The sequence below is a fragment of the Polaromonas naphthalenivorans CJ2 genome (assembly GCF_000015505.1).
Classification (GTDB): Bacteria; Pseudomonadota; Gammaproteobacteria; order Burkholderiales; family Burkholderiaceae_C; genus Polaromonas; species Polaromonas naphthalenivorans.
The window spans coordinates 3,171,187-3,188,870 of the sequence record NC_008781.1; the positions used below are offsets into that span (position 1 = coordinate 3,171,187).

The window sequence follows — 17,684 nt, forward strand, 5'->3', positions numbered from 1 at the left end:
AATCACCGTCCGCTGGAGATAACAATCCTGAATCGATGATGATCGAAATAAGCGCATTCACCCATCTCCCCTCACCCCTTGCCCGTGGGCTTTGGCAAGACGGTAGTTTTTCAGCAGTTTTCATTCCCAGCCGGCGGCACGACAACCATGTTTAACTTTTTTTCAAAAAATCCATGCACAGCGCCTGTACAGCCCGATTTTCCACGCCACCGCGTCGGACAGGCCTGCGCCGTGTTTCTTGTCCTGGCCGCGGCGGCGCCCATCAGCCATGCGCAGGAAACCACGAACCAGGCCTTGTCGGAAGTCGTCATCAGCGCCAGCCGCGCCGAGCAGCGGCGCTTTGATGCGCCGGGCGCCATCGACGCGGTGCAGGTCGATCCGTTTCGCACCGCCTCGCCGCTGGTCAACCTGTCCGAACTCATGGGCGGCGTGGCGGGCCTGCAGATCCGCGACCGGCAGAATTTCGCGCAGGACCTGCAACTGTCCGTGCGCGGCTTCGGCACGCGCTCGACCTTTGGGGTTCGCGGCGTGCGCATTTTGATCGACGGCATTCCGGCCACCATGCCCGACGGCCAGGGCCAGGCGGCCACCGCCAGCCTGATGTCGGCCAAGCGCATCGAGCTGCTGCGCGGCCCGCTGGCGCAGCTCTACGGCAATGCGGCTGGCGGCGTGCTGCAGGTCTTCACCAAAGACCCGCCGGTCACGCCCGGCAAACCCGACTACAGCCTGTCGGCCGGCGCCGGCTCCGACGGCCAGCGCCACGTTGCCGCCGGCATCGCGGGCGGCAGCGAGACACTGGGCGGGCTGCTCGATGTGTCGCGCTACTCGACCGACGGTTTTCGGGACCACAGCGCGGCCCGGCGCGAGCAACTCAACGCCAAGGTGGTCGCCAAGCCTTCCGCCGACACCACGCTGACCGGCATCGTCAACCTGTTCAACCAGCCGCTGGCCGAAGACCCGCTGGGGTTGACGCATGCGCAGTTCAACCAGAACCCGCGCCAGGTGATTGCCAACGCCCTCGCCTTCAACACCCGCAAGACCATTGAGCAAAACCAGGCCGGTTTGGTGGTCGAGCACAAGCTGTCCGCCAGCGACACGCTCAATGCGCGCGTCTATGGCGGCACGCGCAAGGTGGACCAGAAGCTGGCGTTTCAGGCCAACGGCGTGGTCAACCTGGACCGCACGTATGGCGGCGTCGGCGCCAGCTGGACGCACGCGATGCAGGTCAACCAGTTGCCGGTGCGCTGGACCGTGGGCGTCGAGGCCGACCAGCTGCGCGAAACCCGCAAGGGCTTTGACAATATCGCCGGCAACAACGGGGCCCTGCGCCGCAACGAAGACGACACGGCGCGCAACACCGATGTGTTCGGCCAGATCGACTGGACCTTCACGCCCGACTGGCAGGCGATTGCCGGCGTCCGCGCCAGCCGCGTGCGCTTTGGCGTCGATGACCGCTTCAACCCGGCGGCCAGCAGCACCAGCGGCAGCGTTCAATACCGCAACACCAGCCCGGTCGTCGGCCTGGTCTGGCATGCCGCCGACACGCTCAATGTGTATGCCAACCTGGGCACCGGATTCGAGACGCCGACGCTGGCCGAAAGCGCCTACCGCCCCGGCGGCGCACCCGGACCCAACTTTGCGCTCAAGCCGTCCAAAAGCACGCAGGGCGAAATCGGCGTCAAGCTGCGCAGCGGCCTTCACAGTTTTGACGCCGCGCTGTTCGAAGCCCGGAGCAAGGACGAAATCGTGTCCTCGCAGTCGAGCGGCGGCCGCGCCATTTTCCAGAACGCCGACCGCACCACCCGGCGCGGCCTGGAAGCCTCCTGGTCGGCGAACTGGGCGGGCGGCCTGGACACGCGACTGGCCTACACCCTGCTCGATGCGCGCTTCAAGTCGCCCTACGCTGGCGCGCAGGGCCTGGTGCCGGTCGGCAACCGCCTGCCGGGCGCGCCACGGCACAGCCTGTTTGCCGACGTGCAGGCCAGCATCACCGACTCCGTCAGGGCTGGGCTGGAAATGCGCCTGGAGAGCAAGACCTATGTGAACGACCTCAACAGCGACGCGGCGCCGGGTTACGCGGTGTTCAACGCGCGCCTGAGCCGGGAGTTCCGCTTCAACGGCGCAAAAATGCTGCTCTATGGACGCATTGACAACCTGTTCGACAAAACCTATGCCGGGTCGCTGATCGTCAACGACACCAACGCCCGCTTTTTTGAAGCCGCACCGGGGCGCCGCCTGTTCGTGGGCGTTCGCAGCATGTTTTAAGCGGGCGGGGTCCGGGCCGTCCAGCATTTCAATATCGCTTTTTAAAAAGGAGAGGTCATGAAAACGGTCACACCCCAGAAGATGCTGTTTGCCTTGCTGGTGTCAGCAGGCACGTCCCTCATGCCGGCGCTTGCGCAGCAGGGGGCGGACAAGATCAACCTCAACGGCGAGCTGGTCCTGGCGGCCAAGGCGGGCCGCACCGAACGCGTGGCGGCCTTGCTCGCGCAGGGCGCGGCCGTCAATTCGCGCGACCGCAATGGCGACTCCCCGCTGAACATGGCGGCCAGCAAGGGCAACGAAGCGCTGGCGCAGGTGCTGCTGCAGGCCGGCGCGGATGTGAACCTGGCCAACATTTCAGGCGTGACACCCCTGATGGGCGCGGCGTTCAAGGGCAATGCGCCGCTCGTTCGCAAGCTGATGGCCGCTGGCGCCAGGATCGACCCGCTGGATCGCGTGAAGAAAAATGCCGCCATCTACGCCGCGGGCGTCGGCTGCAGCGAATGCCTGGCCGAATTCCTGCGCGCCGGCGCCCCGGTCAATGCGCGCATGGACAACGACGAAACGCTGCTGATGTGGGCGGCAGGCTACGGGAACACGGCAACGGTGCAGTTCTTGCTCGACCAGGGCGCCGACCGCAGCCTGAAGGACAACCGGGGCAAGACCGCCGCCGACATGGCGCGCGATGGAAATTTCACGGCAGCGCTCAGGCTGCTGGAAAACAGCTGACGCGTCTGCGACGCCACGGCCGGCGACTGACCCTTCAATTGCAACAGTTGAAAGCAAGTCAGCGCGCACTCCTCAAAAAGTACCGGAAGCACATAATTTTCTTCGCGTCATGCAAGGAAATAATTAAAAACCGGGGCAGCGTCGTTCCGCTGCATGTGGTGGCCACCCTCTGAAGCATGGCCCGCTATTGACTGGCGGAGGGAAGCCACTTGGGGAGACAACATGATTCGACTCAAACCAACGACGGGCCTGTCCGCCATGCTTGCAGTGTGTGTTTTTGGCGCTGCGAACGCGCAGGAAATCCAGCAGCAAAAAGGCAAGAGCGCCGCACCGGCGGCCATCGGGACCGTCAACGTGTCGCAGGCGCAGTTGAGCAACTCGGGCCAGCAGGGCAAGGACTGGCTGCAGACCAACGGCGGCTATGCGCAGACCCGGTTTTACCCCGGCAGGCAGATCAACACCGGCAACGTCAAGAACCTCAGGCCGGAATTCAGCTTTCAGACCGAGGTCCGCGAGTCGATGGAAACCGCGCCCATCGTGGTCGATGGCGTGATGTACATGACCACGTCCTACAACCATGTCTATGCGCTGGACGCCACGACGGGCAGGGAATTCTGGCATTACAAGCACAAGATGGGGCCGATCACCACCTTCTGCTGCGGCCCCAACAACCGGGGCGTCGCCATCGAGGGCGGCAAGCTGTTCATGGGCACCCTGGACGCCAAACTGGTGGCGCTTGACGCCCAAAGCGGCAAGGTTCTGTGGGAAACCCAAATCGCCGACCCCGAGAAGGGCTACAGCGAAACCATGTCGCCCACCGTGGTCGAGGGCAAGGTGCTGATCGGCACCAACGGCGGCGAATACGGCATTCGCGGCTTCGTCAAGGCCTTTGACGCCAGGGACGGCAAGCTGCTCTGGACCTTCTACACGATTCCCGAGCAGGGCCATGAAGGCGTTTGGGCCGAGAACGACGCCACCGGCCGCAATATGCACCGCGACATCAAGGCCGAGAAAGAGGAACTGGCGCGCAATAGCAGCTTCTACCAGACCCTGGGCGGCGGCGTCTGGATGAACCCGGCGGTTGACCTCAAGACGCGCACGATTTTCTTCGTCGTGGGCAATCCGTCGCCCGACCTGTACGGCGCCGAACGGCCGGGCGACAACCTGTACACCGACTCGCTGGTGGCGCTGGACCTGGACAGCGGCAAGTACAAGTGGCATTCCCAGTACGTGGCCCATGACGTGTGGGACCTGGACGCCGTGAGTCCGCCCATCCTGATGGATGTGAAGGACAAGTCCGGAAAAATGATTCCGGCCGTGCTTCATGGCGGCAAGACGGGGCATGTCTATGTGCATGACCGCAAGGACGGCAAGCTGATCCGCTTTTCCGAAGCCATGATTCCGCAGGAAAACATGTGGGTGCTGCCGACGGCACAGGGCGCACGCATGCTGCCGGGCGCCAATGGCGGCGTGGAATGGTCGCCGATGGCGGTCAACGAAAAGCTTCGCCTGGCCTATGCCCTCAACCTGCACCAGCCCATGACCTACCACGTCGAAAAGGCGGCCTATCCGGGCGGCAAGCTGTGGCTGGGCGGCGCCTTCAAAACCATCGAAGGCGAGGAGCAGTGGGGACGCGTCGCGGCGGTCAATGTCGATACCGGCAAGATGGCGTGGAAGTTCGACACCGCGCAGCCCCTGATCGGCGGCGCGCTGGCCACCGCTGGCGACCTGCTGTTCTACGGCGAGGGCAACGGCCTGTTCCGCGCGCTTGACGCCAGGAACGGCAAGCTGCTCTGGGAATACCAGTGCGGCGCGGGCGCCAACGCCATGCCGGTGTCCTATACGGTCAAGGACCGCCAGTACATCGCCATGGGCTGCGGCGGCAACACCCAGCTCGACTTCAAGCGCGGCAACACCATGTTCGTCTATGCGCTGCCCAGGTAAGCCGGGCACAAGTCATTGCCCGGGGGGTCTGGCTTGAAACCCGCCGCGTTTTCTGCCGGCATCCTGGCTGCCGTCATGACCGGGCTGGCTTGGTTGCCCGCAGACGCCCAGGACATCGAAGCCGGCCGCGCCAAGGCGCAGGCCTGCGCGGCCTGTCATGGCGTGGATGGCAATGCGACGGCGGGCAATTTCCCCAATCTGGCGGGCCAGACCTGGCGCTATCTCTACACCCAGCTCAAGGATTTCAAGGAAGGCCGGCGCAATGATCCGGTGATGAGCCCGATGGCAGCACCCCTGAGCCGCGACGACATGATCAACATCGCCAACTACTTCGCAGCGCAAACGCCCAAGCCCTCCAGCTTCAAGGCCGACGAAGCGAAAGTCAAACTGGGCAGGGCCAAGGCCGACGAAACCCTGTGCACGATGTGCCACCTCGGGGGTCTTTTGGGCCAGAACGAGATTCCGCGCGTTGCTGGCCAGCAGTACGACTACGTCATCAAGCAACTGAAGGACTTCAAGGCGCGCACCCGCACCAACGATGCGGGCAACATGACCAGCGTGGCGCAGACCCTGAGCGACGCCGACATCGAGAATCTGGCGCATTACATTGCCAGCTTGCGTTAGCCGGGGAATCCGGACTCCTGGGTATCGGCTTGGATTTTCTGGGTCAAAAGCCCGCTATCGTATAATCGCGGGCTTTGCTGCATCATCCACAGACTCCTCCCAGGATTAAAGGAAACTCATTATGGCAACCGCCAAACCCAAGAAAAAGAACCCCCGCCTCGCCTCCGGCCGCAAGCGCGTCCGCCAGGACGTCAAACTCAACGCCGCGAACACCTCGCTGCGTTCCAAATACCGCACGGCTGTCAAGAACGTCGAAAAAGCCGTTTTAGCCGGCGACAAAGACAAAGCCAAGGATCTGTTCGCCAAGGCCCAAAGCATCGTGGACACGATTTCCGACAAGGGCATCTTCCACAAGAACAAGGCAGCGCGCGACAAGAGCCGCCTGTCCGCCAAGGTGAAAGCCCTGGCCCTCAAAGCCGTCGAAACCCCAACCGCAGCCTGATCATTCAGGCAAATCGCCCGGACTGGCAACTTTAAAAAAGCCAGTCCGCCGTTTTGTAGGGTGCGCTGCAGCAAAAGTAAAAAAACCGCCTTCGGGCGGTTTTTTTATGCCTGTGTAAAGAGCTACAGGAAAAGTGTTCAGCGCTGCTTGGGCGGATCAGGCAGCAGGCAGGCATCGGCCATTTGCAGGTTGTTGTCCCTGGCGAAATTGAGCGCGAAGTCCCAGGCCATGGGTTCGGCATCGCGCAACTCGGCATTCACCACGACGCATTTGACGCCGTTGATGACCGTGGGAACGCACCAGGGCGAATAGGTCAGGTGGCTGCCGGGCTGCGGTCCGCCGGGGCGAAACTGACTCATCACGCCGCACAACCTGTCGGCCCAGTCGCTGGGCCGGAAGGTTTTGCCATCATGCGTAATGCCCTGAATGAAGACTTCTTTGGAGGAATTGGAGACCATCGGATGGAGGGTGTTTTTACGGGCCAGGGGTGAGGATAAACCCCCATGCTGCGCCGCACAACGATTCTATCTTATATAAGACTCAGCTCATCCTTGCGGCCGGCCGCCGCATCCCGGCCGCGCATGACAGTGATGCGGCATCGTCACGAAAGCCCCTGAAGTCTGCGCCTAAAATCACGTCAAGCCCGCTTGATTCAGTCGCGGCCACCTTGTTGTTTGCCACTTTCCCGGAGTTTTCCCATGACCGCTGCCCTTCCCGATCACATCGAAGCTGCCTCCCCCCATGTGATGAACACCTACGGCCGACTGCCGATAGCCCTGTCCCATGGCCAGGGCTGCCGCGTCTGGGATGTCAATGGCAAGTCCTACCTCGATGCGCTCGGCGGCATCGCCGTCAACACCGTCGGCCACAACCACCCCAGGCTGGTGGCCGCGTTGCGCGAGCAGGTCGGCAAGATCATCCACAGCTCCAACTACTACCATGTGCCACTGCAGGAAACGCTGGCGGCCAAGCTGGTCGAGTTGTCGGGGCTGGAGAATGTTTTCTTCTGCTCGACCGGCCTGGAAGCCAATGAAGCCGCGCTCAAGCTCGCACGCAAGTTCGGCCATGACAAGGGCATTGAACGCCCCGAAATCGTCGTCTATGAAAAAGCCTTCCACGGCCGCAGCATCGCCACGCTGAGCGCCACCGGCAACCCCAAGGTGCAGGCCGGCTTTGGCCCGCTGGTCGAGGGTTTCATTCGCGTCCCCATCAACGACATCAACGAATTGAAAGCCGCCACCGAGGGCAATCCAAATGTGGTCGCGGTGTTTTTTGAAGCTATCCAGGGCGAAGGCGGCGTGCACAGCATGACGGACGACTACCTGCGGCAGGCGCGCGCGCTGTGCGACGAGCGCGACTGGCTCTTGATGATCGACGAGGTGCAGTGCGGCATGGGGCGCACCGGCAAATGGTTTGCGCACCAGTGGTCCGGTATCAAGCCGGACGTGATGCCGCTGGCCAAGGGGCTGGGCTCGGGCGTTCCGGTCGGCGCGGTGGTGGCTGGCCCCAGGGCCGCGCATATCTTTGCGCCCGGCAACCATGGCACGACCTTTGGCGGCAATCCGCTGGCGATGCGGGCCGGCGTGGAAACCATCCGCATCATGGAAGAAGATGGCCTGCTGGAAAACGCGGTCACGGTGGGCAACCACCTGCGGGCCGCCTTGAGCCGCGAGCTGGGCGCTCTGCCAGGATTCAAGGAAATTCGCGGTCGCGGCCTGATGCTGGGCATTGAACTGACGAAGCCTTGCGGCACCCTGGTCAATCGCGCTGCCGAAAACGGCTTGCTGATCAGCGTCACAGCCGACACCGTGATCCGCATGGTGCCTTCGCTCATCATGACCACGGCAGAAGCCGACGAAGTCGTGGCGATTTTGTGTCCCCTCGTCAGGCAGTTGCTGCAGGAAGGCGTGTGAACCATGAGCATGTCCAGTCCCCCCACCCCGCTCAAGCATTACCTGCAGTTCAGCGACCTGAACGCCGATGACTACGCCTACCTGTTCGAGCGCGCCGCCCTGATCAAGAAAAAATTCAAGGCCTACGAAAGGCACCAGCCACTGATTGACCGCACGATGGTGATGATTTTCGAGAAAGCCTCGACCCGCACCCGCGTGAGCTTCGAGGCCGGCATGTACCAGCTGGGCGGCACGGTCGTGAACCTCACCACCGAAGGCAGCCAGCTGGGCCGCGCCGAACCCATCGAGGACAGCGCCAAGGTGATCAGCCGCATGGTCGATCTGGTGATGATCCGCACCTTCGAGCAGACCAAGATCAACCGCTTTGCCGAACACTCGCGGGTGCCGGTCATCAACGGCCTGACCAACGAATTCCACCCCTGCCAGATCCTGGCCGACATCTTCACCTACATCGAGCATCGCGGCTCAATCCAGGGCAAGACGGTGGCCTGGGTCGGCGACGGCAACAACATGGCCAACACCTGGCTGCAGGCCAGCGAAATCCTCGGCTTCAAGGTCCACCTGAGCACGCCCGGCGGCTACGAAGTGGACCAGTCGATTGCCGGCATCCGCTCCAGCGAAAGCTACCAGGTCTTCAAGGACCCCATGCAGGCCTGCGCCGGCGCCGACCTCGTCACCACGGATGTCTGGACCAGCATGGGCTATGAAGCCGAAAACGAAGCGCGCAAAAAGGCTTTTGCCGACTGGTGCGTGGACAGCGAGATGATGCGCGCCGCCAAACCCGATGCGCTGTTCATGCATTGCCTGCCGGCGCACCGGGGCGAGGAAGTCGAAGCCGAGGTGATCGACGGCCCGCAATCGGTGGTCTGGGACGAGGCTGAAAACCGGATGCATGTGCAAAAGGCGCTGATGGAATTCCTCTTGCTCGGCCGCCTGTAAACGCGCGCTACAGAGCTTGGATGGCCACCCTGGACAAGGCCATGCGGCCATTGCTCCATTTTGAAACAGGCTATGTCAGCAACTGGCACAGCCTGTTTCGCGCATGGGTGGCTTTAAGCCAAAATGCGGCTGATTTCATGTGTTTCCGGGCGTTCCAGGCTAAAAACGGGACTGGCACATTCCCTGCAAACAGCCTCCGGTAAGACCATCTCACCGGCTCGGTGGGTGGCTTAACTCAAGCAATCGACCCTACCTACTGGAGACACGACATGATTTACGCCAACCCCGGCTCCGCCGGCGCCCCCGTCAACTTCAAGGCTCAGTACGACAACTTCATCGGCGGCAAGTTTGTCGCCCCGCTCAACGGCGCCTATTTCGACGTCATCACCCCCATCACCGGCCAGCCCTACACCAAGGCAGCCCGCTCCGGCGCCGAAGACATCGAACTGGCGCTCGACGCAGCGCATGCCGCCGCCGGCGCATGGGGCAAGACACCAGCGGCCGAGCGCGCCAACGTGCTGCTCAAGATCGCCGACCGCATCGAGCAAAACCTCGAAGCACTGGCCTACGCCGAAACCGTTGACAACGGCAAGGCCATCCGCGAAACCCTGAATGCCGACATCCCGCTGACGGCCGACCATTTCCGCTACTTTGCCGGTTGCCTGCGCTCGCAGGAAGGCAGCCTCTCCGAAATCGACGGCGACACCATCGCCTACCATTTCCATGAGCCTTTGGGCGTCGTCGGCCAGATCATTCCGTGGAACTTCCCGATCCTGATGGCCGCCTGGAAGCTCGCCCCCGCCATTGCCGCCGGCAACTGCGTGGTCTTGAAGCCCGCCGAATCGACGCCGGTTTCCATCCTGATTCTGGCCGAATTCATTGCCGACCTGCTGCCGCCCGGCGTGCTCAACATCGTCAATGGCTATGGCCGCGAAGCCGGCATGCCGCTGGCCACCAGCAAGCGCATCGCCAAGATCGCCTTCACCGGCTCCACCGCCACCGGCCGCGTGATTGCGCAGGCAGCGGCCACCAACCTGATCCCGGCCACGCTGGAACTCGGCGGCAAGTCGCCCAACATCTTCTTTGCCGACATCGCCGACGCCGACGACGCATTTTTCGACAAGGCCATCGAAGGCATGGTGCTGTTTGCCTTCAACCAGGGCGAAGTCTGCACCTGCCCTTCACGCGCGCTGATCCAGGAATCGATCTACGACAAGTTCATGGCACGCGTGCTCGAACGTGTCGCAGCCATCAAGCAGGGCAGCCCGCTCGATACCGACTGCATGATGGGTGCCCAGGCGTCGATGGAGCAGATGAAGAAGATCGAGGCCTACCTGGCCATCGGCAAGGAAGAAGGCGCCGAGCTGCTGATTGGCGGCGCACGCGCCCACCTGGAAGGCGACCTGGCCGACGGCTACTACATCCAGCCGACGCTGTTCAAGGGCCACAACAAGATGCGCATCTTCCAGGAAGAAATCTTCGGCCCGGTGCTGGCCGTGACCACCTTCAAGGACGAAGCCGAAGCGCTGGAAATCGCCAACGACACGCCTTACGGCCTGGGCGCCGGCGTCTGGACGCGTGATGGCGCCACCGCCTATCGCATGGGCCGCGCCATCCAGGCCGGCCGCGTCTGGACCAACTGCTACCACGCCTACCCGGCCCACGCCACCTTCGGCGGCTACAAGGAATCGGGCATCGGCCGCGAGACCCACAAGGTCATGCTCGACCACTACCAGCAAACCAAGAACCTGCTGGTCAGCTACAGTCCCAAAGCACTGGGCTTCTTCTAATACGAAGCTCTGAGACGAGCTTGTTGAGTCGGCCGGGGGCCGGATGGTTTGACCATTCCGGCCCCTGTCCACTTCAGTGTCAACCGGATTGGCAGGTACCATGATTTTGGAGACGGTAATATGAATGAGCCTCATGAACTTGCCATTGCAGGCTATCTGGCAGTCGCTGCCGGCATTCCTCATCCATGGCGGGCGACCCAGTACCGCATTGATGAAGTCGCGGCGATGGTCCATGTCTGGATCACCCGGCAGCCGCAAGCCAACGTCAAAAAGAAGCGGAGCTGGTTCGGACTGCTCACGGCGGTGCAAGCCATTGCCGAAGCGCCCGTTAACGGCCCTGAAATGCAGTGGCGCCACCTCAACTGCATGAATTTCACCTGCCAGATTCATACCCTGGATGTTCTTGATGAGCGTCACTTCGACCTGCCCTGGTTCGGCCAGCCGGGCCTGCCTTTTTCCAACCGGCTGTCACGCCAGGTCTTTGCCTGCCTGAAGGAAGGCCTGGAAATACCCGCGATCTGCGACATACACAACATCCCTTTTGCCGACCTGTGGAAGTTCAAGCACGCGCTCGACAATGGCCAGGTCAAGTTTGAATACACGGCGAGCCATAAAACCGACACGGCCGCAGCCGGCCCGGATGCGCACTTGTCATCGGCAGGTTCCGGCAACGTGCCGGATGTGAAAGACCCCGTATGGGAACGCCTCATCACCGGCGAACTCAACATCCATATCAAGACCCTGAGCCTGCAGCTCATTCTGACCAAGCTGCGCCAGCAAGTCAGCCTGCAGCAAAACGATGAAGTCAAGCAGCTCAAGCTGCGCGAACTGCACCGATATGTCGAGCGCAACCAGCGCAGTCTCGAATATGAGCTGAACCAGTTCAGAAAAATATCACAGTCGGAGTACGCATGAACGCCTTGCAACAGCTTCTGGTCACTCCAGACATGGCCGCTCAACTGATCCGCAGCGGTGCCACGCTGGCCATTGCGGGTGACGAAAGCGTGCTGGCGGCGCTGCCGAACGGCAACTGGATTGGCGGCACCATTCCCTATTTCATGAGCCAGGAGGGCGGCATCACCACGCGCGAGCGGCTGTTCGTCACGCCCCTGTCGTTTTACCCGGGCCTCGCGCCCTCCATCAAGCACTATGACGCGGCATCGCTGTCGCAGGTGTGCATGGAAGCGCCCGTCAATGGCTTCAGCCTGATCATCCTGCCCGCATTTTCCGAAGTTCATCTTGAATATGCGCAGCATGCGTCCCATTACGACGAGATGTTCATGAAGCCGCTGGTTGGCTGGATCTCGGGCATCCACCTGGATGACATGGGCCAGCGCACGCCCAAGGTGCGCGACGGCCGCAACAGCGCCCTGCTCGAAAACCAGGCGGTCGTGATCCATGTCCCCCTGCCGGAAAACGTCAGCGCGCATGTCAGCATCGTGAACCTGTTCAGCCAGGGAGACGGTGACCTGATCGAGTTCCAGGAAAGCGGCTTTGAAGCATCGACCTGCCTGGTGAACGGCAAGCCGGCCTCGCTGGCCAGATACCTCAAGAAAATCGGCCACGACACCCGGCTGCCGCTGGTCGCCGACTACAGCGGCGCGCTGATCAACGTCAGCCTGAAAGCGGTGAACGAAAAGCAGGACAACGTGCAGTTTTACGGGCCGGTCTTTCCGCATGTGACTTACAAGCTGGCGAAGCCTTTCGCGGGCAGCTATGAAACCGCTTTCGGCCAGGCCATTGCGGACCTGCCGGAGCAAGCCGGGTTTTCCTGCAACTGCGTGCTCAACTACCTGTACTCCGAACTGGAGGGAAAGCGCACCGGGCATGTCACGGGCCCCATGACCTTTGGTGAAGTGGCCTATGTGCTGCTGAACCAGACCGTGGTGCACCTGACGCTGGAGACCTACTGAGGCAGCAGGCGCACAGGGCTGAAGCAACGAAATGAAACGGGGATCAAGATGGTCAAACGAGTAGTCGCCACCGAAGCGTCGCTGGCGCTGATTGAGCGCCTGAAGGCCAAACACGGTACGGCGCTGATGTTTTTTCAGTCGGCGGGCTGCTGCGACGGCAGTGCGCCCATGTGCTACCTCATCGGCGAGCTGTCGGTGGGCCGCTACGACATCTTGCTGGGAGAGATTGGCGGCTGCCAGTTCTATATCAACCAGTCGCATTTTGAATACTGGAAGAATACCCAGCTGATCATTGACGTGACCTCGGGCAGCGGCAGCACTTTTTCGCTCGAAGGGCCGGAAAACGTGTGTTTCATCACCCGTTCCCGGCTGTTCAGCGACGAGGAATGGCGAACACTGCCCCTGCTCGCCTGAGAGCCTTGCCAACAGGCATCAGCCGCGTCCGACGAACGGCATTTTGGTGGCCATGATGGTCATGAACTGGATGTTGGTGGACAAGGGCAGCCCCGCCATGTGAACCACCGCATCGGCCACTTCCTTCGCGTCCATCATCGGCTCGATGGCAATCTCGCCATTGGCCTGCGGCACGCCGGTGGCCATGCGCGCGGAAAGCTCGGTCAGGGCGTTGCCGATGTCGATCTGGCCGCAGGCGATGTTGTACTTTCGGCCATCGAGCGAAATCGCCTTGGTCAGGCCGGTGATGGCATGCTTGGTCGCTGTATAGGGCGCCGAATTCGGGCGGGGCGCGTGGGCCGAGATCGAGCCGTTGTTGATGATGCGGCCGCCCTGCGGCAGTTGCGCCTTCATCAGCCTGAAGGCGCCCTGCGCGCACAAAAATGAACCCGTCAGGTTGATGTTGACCACGTTTTGCCACTGCTCGAAGCTCAGGTCTTCAAAGCTGGCCCTGGGCGAATTGACGCCCGCATTGTTGAACAGCACGTCGAGGCGGCCAAACTTTTCCTTGATGGCGGCAAACAGGGCATCGACCGATTCGGGCCGGCTGACATCGGTCGCCACCGCCAAGGCGCGGTCCGCGCCGGCCTGCAAGGCGACTTCATGGAGCGGCTCGCTGCGCCGCCCGGCCAGCACCACGCGGTAGCCCGCGCCCGCCAGCGCCAGCGCCACCTCCTTGCCAATGCCGGTGCCCGCACCGGTCACGAGTGCCACTTTGTCGTTCGAATTCATGGGAAGCCTTTGTCTGTGTAGTTGGATGCGGAAGGGAGAAACCGGTGGCTCGCTGCCAGAGCCGCCGATTTTGCACGAGCAGCAGCAGGTGCGTTGCTGCGCGGCTTGTGCCATACCTGCAAACAGTTACTTCAAGCCTCAACTATTTCCAAATCCTGTTGGAAATAACCGACACCACGGGTTTTTCGGCGGTGCTACCTTTGCACCATGACTGAACCCGCCGCCCATTTTGCAAGCCATGCCGCAGCCGCCAGGACGCTGAGGATCTGGGACATTTCGCCGCCGCTCGACGAGCGCTCCGAGGTGTTTCCCGGCGACACCGCCTATTCGCAGGAGCTGCATTTTTCACTCTCGCCCGGCTGCCCGGTCAACGTCAACCGCATCACGCTGTCGCCGCACACCGGCGCGCATGCCGATGCGCCGCTGCACTACGCCAGCGGCGAAGCAGCGATTGGCGCAGTCGATTTGCAGCCTTACCTCGGGCCGTGCCGCGTCATCCATTGCCTGGACTGCGGCCCGCTGGTGGAGCCCGCGCACATTGCGCACGCGCTGGAAAACCTGCCGCCCCGCGTGCTGCTGCGCACGTCCCGCACCGCCAGCCAGTCATGGGCATCATTTACCGCTATTGCGCCCGCCACGCTTGCCTTGTTAGCTACTAAAAACATAGTGCTGATCGGGATCGACACGCCCAGCGTGGACCCGGCCGCCAGCCAGAACCTGCCGAGCCACCAGCAGCTACTCAGGCACGGCCTGCGGGTGCTGGAAAACCTGGTACTCGACGACGTGCCGGAAGGCGACTACGAACTGATCGCCCTGCCGCTCAAGCTGATGCGGGCCGACGCCTCGCCGGTTCGCGCTATCCTGCGCGAGCTTTCCTGAACCATAAGAGACTTCACGCCATGACCACTACTTTGCAGGATTGCCGCGCGCTCGACGCGCAAGACCCGCTGCGCGCCCTGCGCGACCAGTTCACGCTGCCCGAAGGCGTGATATACCTCGACGGCAACTCGCTCGGCGTGCTGCCCAACACCGCCGCCGCCCGCGTGGCCGAGGCCGTGACCCAAGAATGGGGCCAGGGCCTGATCCGCTCCTGGAACAGCGCCGGCTGGTTCGATGCGCCGCAGCGGCTGGGCAACAAGATTGCGCAACTGGTGGGCGCCGCGCCCGGCGAGGTCGTCGCCACCGACAGCACCTCCATCAACCTCTACAAGGTGCTGAGCGCGGCGCTCAGCATCGCGAGTGAAGATGCGCCCGGCCGCAAGGTGCTGGTCAGCGAGCGCAGCAACTTCCCGACCGACCTCTATATCGCCCAGGCGCTGTGCCGGGAGCGCGGCCTGCGCCTGCTGCTGGTCGAGCCCGAAGGCATCGCGCAAGCGCTGACGGACGAGGTCGCCGTGCTGATGCTGACGCATGTGAACTACCGCACTGGCGCCATGCACGACATGGCCGCCGTCACGGCAGCGGCGCACCGGGCCGGCATCCTCGCGGTCTGGGATCTGGCGCACAGCGCCGGCGCGGTGCCGGTGGAGCTGAACGGCACGCAGGCCGACTTCGCGGTGGGTTGCGGCTACAAATACCTGAACGGCGGCCCCGGCGCGCCGGCGTTTGTCTGGGCGCACCCAAAACATGCCAGCCGGTTCTGGCAGCCGCTGGCCGGCTGGTGGGGCCACGCCGCGCCGTTCGAGTTCACGCCCGACTACCGCCCTGCCCCCGGCATCACGCGATTCCTGTGCGGCACGCAGCCGATCCTGAGCATGACGGCGCTCGAATGCGGCCTCGACACGGTGCTGGCGGCCCAGCCGCTGGGCGGCATGGCGGCCTTGCGCGCCAAGTCGCTGGCGCTGACGGACCTGTTCATCGAACTGGCCGAAGCGCGCTGCGCCGGCCACGACTTGAGCCTAGCCACACCGCGCGGCCATGCGCAGCGCGGCTCGCAGGTCTGCCTGACGCGCAGCGAAGGCGCCTACGCCATCGTGCAGGCGCTGATTGCCCGGGGCGTGATCGGCGACTTTCGCGCCGGCGACGGCGGCCAGCAGCTGGACATCCTGCGCTTCGGCTTCACGCCGCTGTACATCGGTTTCGAGGAGGTGTGGCTGGCGGTGGAACACCTCAAGCAGGTGCTGGAAACCGGCGAATGGCAACGGCCCGAATTCAACCAGAAGCAGGCGGTGACCTGACATGAACGACAACCTAAAACCCGCCGACATCGTTCGCGAAGAGAAAGCGCAACTCGACTTCAGCCGGGCCATGAGCTACGGCGACTATCTGCACCTGGATGCCATCCTCGGCGCGCAACAGCCGCTGTCGCCGGCGCACGACGAGATGCTCTTCATCATCCAGCACCAGACCAGCGAGTTGTGGATGAAGCTGATGCTGCACGAGTTGCGCGCGGCGATTGCCAACGTGGCGCAGGACGAACTCGGCAGCGCCTTCAAGAAGCTGGCGCGCGTGAGCAAGATCATGGAGCAGCTGGTCCACGCCTGGGACGTGCTGGCCACCATGACGCCGCCCGAATACAGCGCCATCCGCCCCTACCTGGCCAGCTCCAGCGGCTTTCAGAGCGCGCAATACCGCTGCATCGAGTTCGCGCTCGGCAACAAGAACGCCGCGATGCTCAAGCCCCATGCGCACCGGCCCGACTTGCTGGCTTTGGTCACCGCCGCTTTCGAGGCGCCTTCGCTGTACGACGAAGCGCTGCGCCTGCTGGCCCGGCGCGGCTTGAGCGTGCCTGCCAGCCATACCGAACGCGACTGGACGCAGGGCTATGTCGAAAACGACGCGGTGGAAAGCGCCTGGCTCACGGTGTACCGCGACCCCAAGCAGTACTGGGACTTGTACCAATTGGGCGAGGAACTCACCGACCTTGAAGACGCGTTCCGGCTCTGGCGCTTTCGCCACGTCACCACCGTGGAACGCGTCATCGGCTTCAAGCGCGGCACTGGAGGAACAGGTGGCGTGAGCTATTTGCGCAAGATGCTCGACGTGGTGCTGTTTCCGGAAATCTGGAAGCTGCGCACGGACCTGTAGGCGGCTTGTGGAAGCCATTTTCAAGCAAAAAATGGCTTTTTCGCACGACGTATATGCACAATCAGCTATTTATTTGATAGCAATACAGACGATCATGGGAGCCATGAAAAACATCAAATCCAGTTGAAAGCAAATGTTTGCGATTGTATCTGTTTGAATACAATTCAAAAATGATTCCCATTTTCGGCAGGATTCCCGACGACCTCCATGAATGGCTGTCAACATTTCCATTAGAGGACGCCGCGCCCAACCTCAAAGCCGGTCAATCAGAAACACAGGCCTGACCCATGCTCATTCTGAGTGCTCCTGAAACCTGGCCATTTGGCGCTTCGCTTGCCGTCATGGTCGGTTTAGGCGTGATTGAGGGTGCGGGCCTGTTGCTGGCCCACAGCCCGTCGCATATGCTGGAAAGCATGCTGCCAGACCCGCCGGACGGTGCGCAAGGACCGCTGGGCTGGCTGCATGTCGGGAAAGTCCCGCTGCTGATTTTGCTGATCCTTTTTCTTGGAAGCTTCACCATTGCAGGCTACGCCCTGCAGACCGCCGTTCAAAGTGCCTGGGGCGCCCTTTTGCCTGCATGGCTGGCTGCCATCGCCGCTTTCCTGGCGGGCATGGTCGCGGTCAACGCATTGGGTGGCTTGCTGGCACGAATCATTCCGCAAGATGAATCCAGCGCGGTCAGCGAACAAACCCTGATAGGACGCAGCGGCATCGTCATTCAGGGCATCGCGCGCGATGGAATGGCCGCGCAGGCAAAAGTCAGGGATGCGCATGGCCACGCCCACTACGTCATGGTGGAGCCCGACTTGACTGAAGAAACATTCGCCGAAGGCAGCGAGATACTTCTGGTCAGCAAACTCGGCGCGCGCTTTAAATGCATCCGCAACCCGCATCCCGGACTTTTATGACAGTCCAC

General features: G+C 62.5%; 18 protein-coding genes. 16 read left to right on the forward strand and 2 right to left on the reverse strand.

Annotated elements, in window-relative coordinates; all coding sequences use genetic code 11:
• The first annotated feature begins 231 nt into the window (after window positions 1–231).
• From PNAP_RS15030 to rpsT, 5 genes are all read left to right on the forward strand, one after another.
• Window positions 232–2,265 (forward strand): TonB-dependent receptor family protein, encoded by a 2,034-nt coding sequence (locus PNAP_RS15030; RefSeq protein ID WP_041377321.1) that lies wholly within the window; start codon window positions 232–234, stop codon window positions 2,263–2,265.
• A gap of 57 nt (window positions 2,266–2,322) precedes the next feature.
• The gene (locus PNAP_RS15035; RefSeq protein ID WP_011802377.1) at window positions 2,323–2,991 is read left to right on the forward strand and encodes an ankyrin repeat domain-containing protein; all 669 of its coding nucleotides are present in this window, start codon (window positions 2,323–2,325) and stop codon (window positions 2,989–2,991) included.
• A gap of 222 nt (window positions 2,992–3,213) precedes the next feature.
• Complete coding sequence (locus tag PNAP_RS15040; RefSeq protein ID WP_011802378.1) at window positions 3,214–4,935, forward strand: pyrroloquinoline quinone-dependent dehydrogenase; 1,722 nt, start codon at window positions 3,214–3,216, stop codon at window positions 4,933–4,935.
• A gap of 33 nt (window positions 4,936–4,968) precedes the next feature.
• Window positions 4,969–5,559: a cytochrome c4 gene (locus PNAP_RS15045; protein WP_011802379.1), complete on the forward strand. Its 591-nt coding sequence runs from the start codon at window positions 4,969–4,971 to the stop codon at window positions 5,557–5,559.
• A gap of 121 nt (window positions 5,560–5,680) precedes the next feature.
• On the forward strand, window positions 5,681–6,001 hold the full coding sequence (gene rpsT, locus PNAP_RS15050) for a 30S ribosomal protein S20 (protein WP_011802380.1): 321 nt from the start codon (window positions 5,681–5,683) through the stop codon (window positions 5,999–6,001).
• A gap of 137 nt (window positions 6,002–6,138) precedes the next feature.
• Here the strand turns inward: rpsT and PNAP_RS15055 are convergent, their stop codons facing one another.
• Window positions 6,139–6,459, reverse strand: coding sequence for a DUF3579 domain-containing protein (locus tag PNAP_RS15055; protein ID WP_011802381.1), 321 nt, complete (start codon window positions 6,457–6,459; stop codon window positions 6,139–6,141).
• Between the two features lie 240 nt (window positions 6,460–6,699).
• Between PNAP_RS15055 and PNAP_RS15060 the strand changes: the two genes are divergently transcribed.
• The 7 genes from PNAP_RS15060 to PNAP_RS15085 all read left to right on the forward strand — a co-directional run bounded on the left by PNAP_RS15060 (window position 6,700) and on the right by PNAP_RS15085 (window position 12,970).
• Window positions 6,700–7,914, forward strand: a complete 1,215-nt coding sequence (locus tag PNAP_RS15060) for an aspartate aminotransferase family protein (RefSeq protein WP_011802382.1) — start codon at window positions 6,700–6,702, stop codon at window positions 7,912–7,914.
• Between the two features lie 9 nt (window positions 7,915–7,923).
• Window positions 7,924–8,853, forward strand: coding sequence for an ornithine carbamoyltransferase (argF, locus tag PNAP_RS15065; RefSeq protein ID WP_011802383.1), 930 nt, complete (start codon window positions 7,924–7,926; stop codon window positions 8,851–8,853).
• A gap of 20 nt (window positions 8,854–8,873) precedes the next feature.
• The gene (locus tag PNAP_RS27080) at window positions 8,874–9,056 is read left to right on the forward strand and encodes a hypothetical protein (RefSeq protein WP_157040301.1); all 183 of its coding nucleotides are present in this window, start codon (window positions 8,874–8,876) and stop codon (window positions 9,054–9,056) included.
• Window positions 9,057–9,122: 66 nt separating this feature from the next.
• Window positions 9,123–10,643 carry an acetaldehyde dehydrogenase ExaC gene (exaC, locus tag PNAP_RS15070; RefSeq protein ID WP_011802384.1) on the forward strand — a complete coding sequence of 507 codons (1,521 nt, stop codon included), beginning with the start codon at window positions 9,123–9,125 and terminating at the stop codon, window positions 10,641–10,643.
• A gap of 120 nt (window positions 10,644–10,763) precedes the next feature.
• Complete coding sequence (locus tag PNAP_RS15075; protein WP_011802385.1) at window positions 10,764–11,558, forward strand: hypothetical protein; 795 nt, start codon at window positions 10,764–10,766, stop codon at window positions 11,556–11,558.
• Window positions 11,555–12,556, forward strand: coding sequence for a DUF6976 family protein (locus PNAP_RS15080; protein ID WP_011802386.1), 1,002 nt, complete (start codon window positions 11,555–11,557; stop codon window positions 12,554–12,556). Before PNAP_RS15075 ends, PNAP_RS15080 begins: the two co-directional genes overlap by 4 nt.
• A 48-nt stretch (window positions 12,557–12,604) precedes the next feature.
• The gene (locus tag PNAP_RS15085; RefSeq protein ID WP_011802387.1) at window positions 12,605–12,970 is read left to right on the forward strand and encodes a DUF779 domain-containing protein; all 366 of its coding nucleotides are present in this window, start codon (window positions 12,605–12,607) and stop codon (window positions 12,968–12,970) included.
• A gap of 18 nt (window positions 12,971–12,988) precedes the next feature.
• Here the strand turns inward: PNAP_RS15085 and PNAP_RS15090 are convergent, their stop codons facing one another.
• Window positions 12,989–13,741, reverse strand: a complete 753-nt coding sequence (locus PNAP_RS15090; RefSeq protein WP_011802388.1) for an SDR family oxidoreductase — start codon at window positions 13,739–13,741, stop codon at window positions 12,989–12,991.
• A gap of 207 nt (window positions 13,742–13,948) precedes the next feature.
• Here PNAP_RS15090 and kynB point away from each other — a divergent pair, with 207 nt between their 5' ends.
• The 4 genes from kynB to PNAP_RS15110 all read left to right on the forward strand — a co-directional run bounded on the left by kynB (window position 13,949) and on the right by PNAP_RS15110 (window position 17,676).
• On the forward strand, window positions 13,949–14,620 hold the full coding sequence (gene kynB / locus PNAP_RS15095) for an arylformamidase (RefSeq protein WP_011802389.1): 672 nt from the start codon (window positions 13,949–13,951) through the stop codon (window positions 14,618–14,620).
• A 20-nt stretch (window positions 14,621–14,640) separates the two neighbouring features.
• Entirely contained in the window at window positions 14,641–15,918 is a 1,278-nt protein-coding gene (gene kynU / locus PNAP_RS15100; protein WP_011802390.1) for a kynureninase, read from the forward strand.
• A gap of 1 nt (window position 15,919) precedes the next feature.
• Window positions 15,920–16,768, forward strand: a complete 849-nt coding sequence (gene kynA, locus PNAP_RS15105; protein ID WP_011802391.1) for a tryptophan 2,3-dioxygenase — start codon at window positions 15,920–15,922, stop codon at window positions 16,766–16,768.
• 287 nt (window positions 16,769–17,055) lie between these two features.
• The gene (locus PNAP_RS15110; protein ID WP_011802392.1) at window positions 17,056–17,676 is read left to right on the forward strand and encodes a YqiJ family protein; all 621 of its coding nucleotides are present in this window, start codon (window positions 17,056–17,058) and stop codon (window positions 17,674–17,676) included.
• The last annotated feature ends 8 nt before the right edge of the window (window positions 17,677–17,684 follow it).

What these genes read in the sequence shown, in the direction of transcription:
- exaC (WP_011802384.1), top strand. Translation starts at nt 9,123, where the DNA reads ATGATTTACGCCAACCCCGGCTCCGCCGGCGCCCCCGTCAACTTCAAG.
- PNAP_RS15080 (WP_011802386.1), top strand. Translation starts at nt 11,555, where the DNA reads ATGAACGCCTTGCAACAGCTTCTGGTCACTCCAGACATGGCCGCTCAA.
- PNAP_RS15060 (WP_011802382.1), top strand. Translation starts at nt 6,700, where the DNA reads ATGACCGCTGCCCTTCCCGATCACATCGAAGCTGCCTCCCCCCATGTG.
- kynA (WP_011802391.1), top strand. Translation starts at nt 15,920, where the DNA reads ATGAACGACAACCTAAAACCCGCCGACATCGTTCGCGAAGAGAAAGCG.
- PNAP_RS15090 (WP_011802388.1), bottom strand. Translation starts at nt 13,741, where the DNA reads ATGAATTCGAACGACAAAGTGGCACTCGTGACCGGTGCGGGCACCGGC.
- argF (WP_011802383.1), top strand. Translation starts at nt 7,924, where the DNA reads ATGTCCAGTCCCCCCACCCCGCTCAAGCATTACCTGCAGTTCAGCGAC.
- PNAP_RS15055 (WP_011802381.1), bottom strand. Translation starts at nt 6,459, where the DNA reads ATGGTCTCCAATTCCTCCAAAGAAGTCTTCATTCAGGGCATTACGCAT.
- PNAP_RS15035 (WP_011802377.1), top strand. Translation starts at nt 2,323, where the DNA reads ATGAAAACGGTCACACCCCAGAAGATGCTGTTTGCCTTGCTGGTGTCA.
- kynU (WP_011802390.1), top strand. Translation starts at nt 14,641, where the DNA reads ATGACCACTACTTTGCAGGATTGCCGCGCGCTCGACGCGCAAGACCCG.
- PNAP_RS15085 (WP_011802387.1), top strand. Translation starts at nt 12,605, where the DNA reads ATGGTCAAACGAGTAGTCGCCACCGAAGCGTCGCTGGCGCTGATTGAG.
- PNAP_RS15110 (WP_011802392.1), top strand. Translation starts at nt 17,056, where the DNA reads ATGCTCATTCTGAGTGCTCCTGAAACCTGGCCATTTGGCGCTTCGCTT.
- PNAP_RS27080 (WP_157040301.1), top strand. Translation starts at nt 8,874, where the DNA reads ATGGCCACCCTGGACAAGGCCATGCGGCCATTGCTCCATTTTGAAACA.
- kynB (WP_011802389.1), top strand. Translation starts at nt 13,949, where the DNA reads ATGACTGAACCCGCCGCCCATTTTGCAAGCCATGCCGCAGCCGCCAGG.
- PNAP_RS15075 (WP_011802385.1), top strand. Translation starts at nt 10,764, where the DNA reads ATGAATGAGCCTCATGAACTTGCCATTGCAGGCTATCTGGCAGTCGCT.
- rpsT (WP_011802380.1), top strand. Translation starts at nt 5,681, where the DNA reads ATGGCAACCGCCAAACCCAAGAAAAAGAACCCCCGCCTCGCCTCCGGC.
- PNAP_RS15040 (WP_011802378.1), top strand. Translation starts at nt 3,214, where the DNA reads ATGATTCGACTCAAACCAACGACGGGCCTGTCCGCCATGCTTGCAGTG.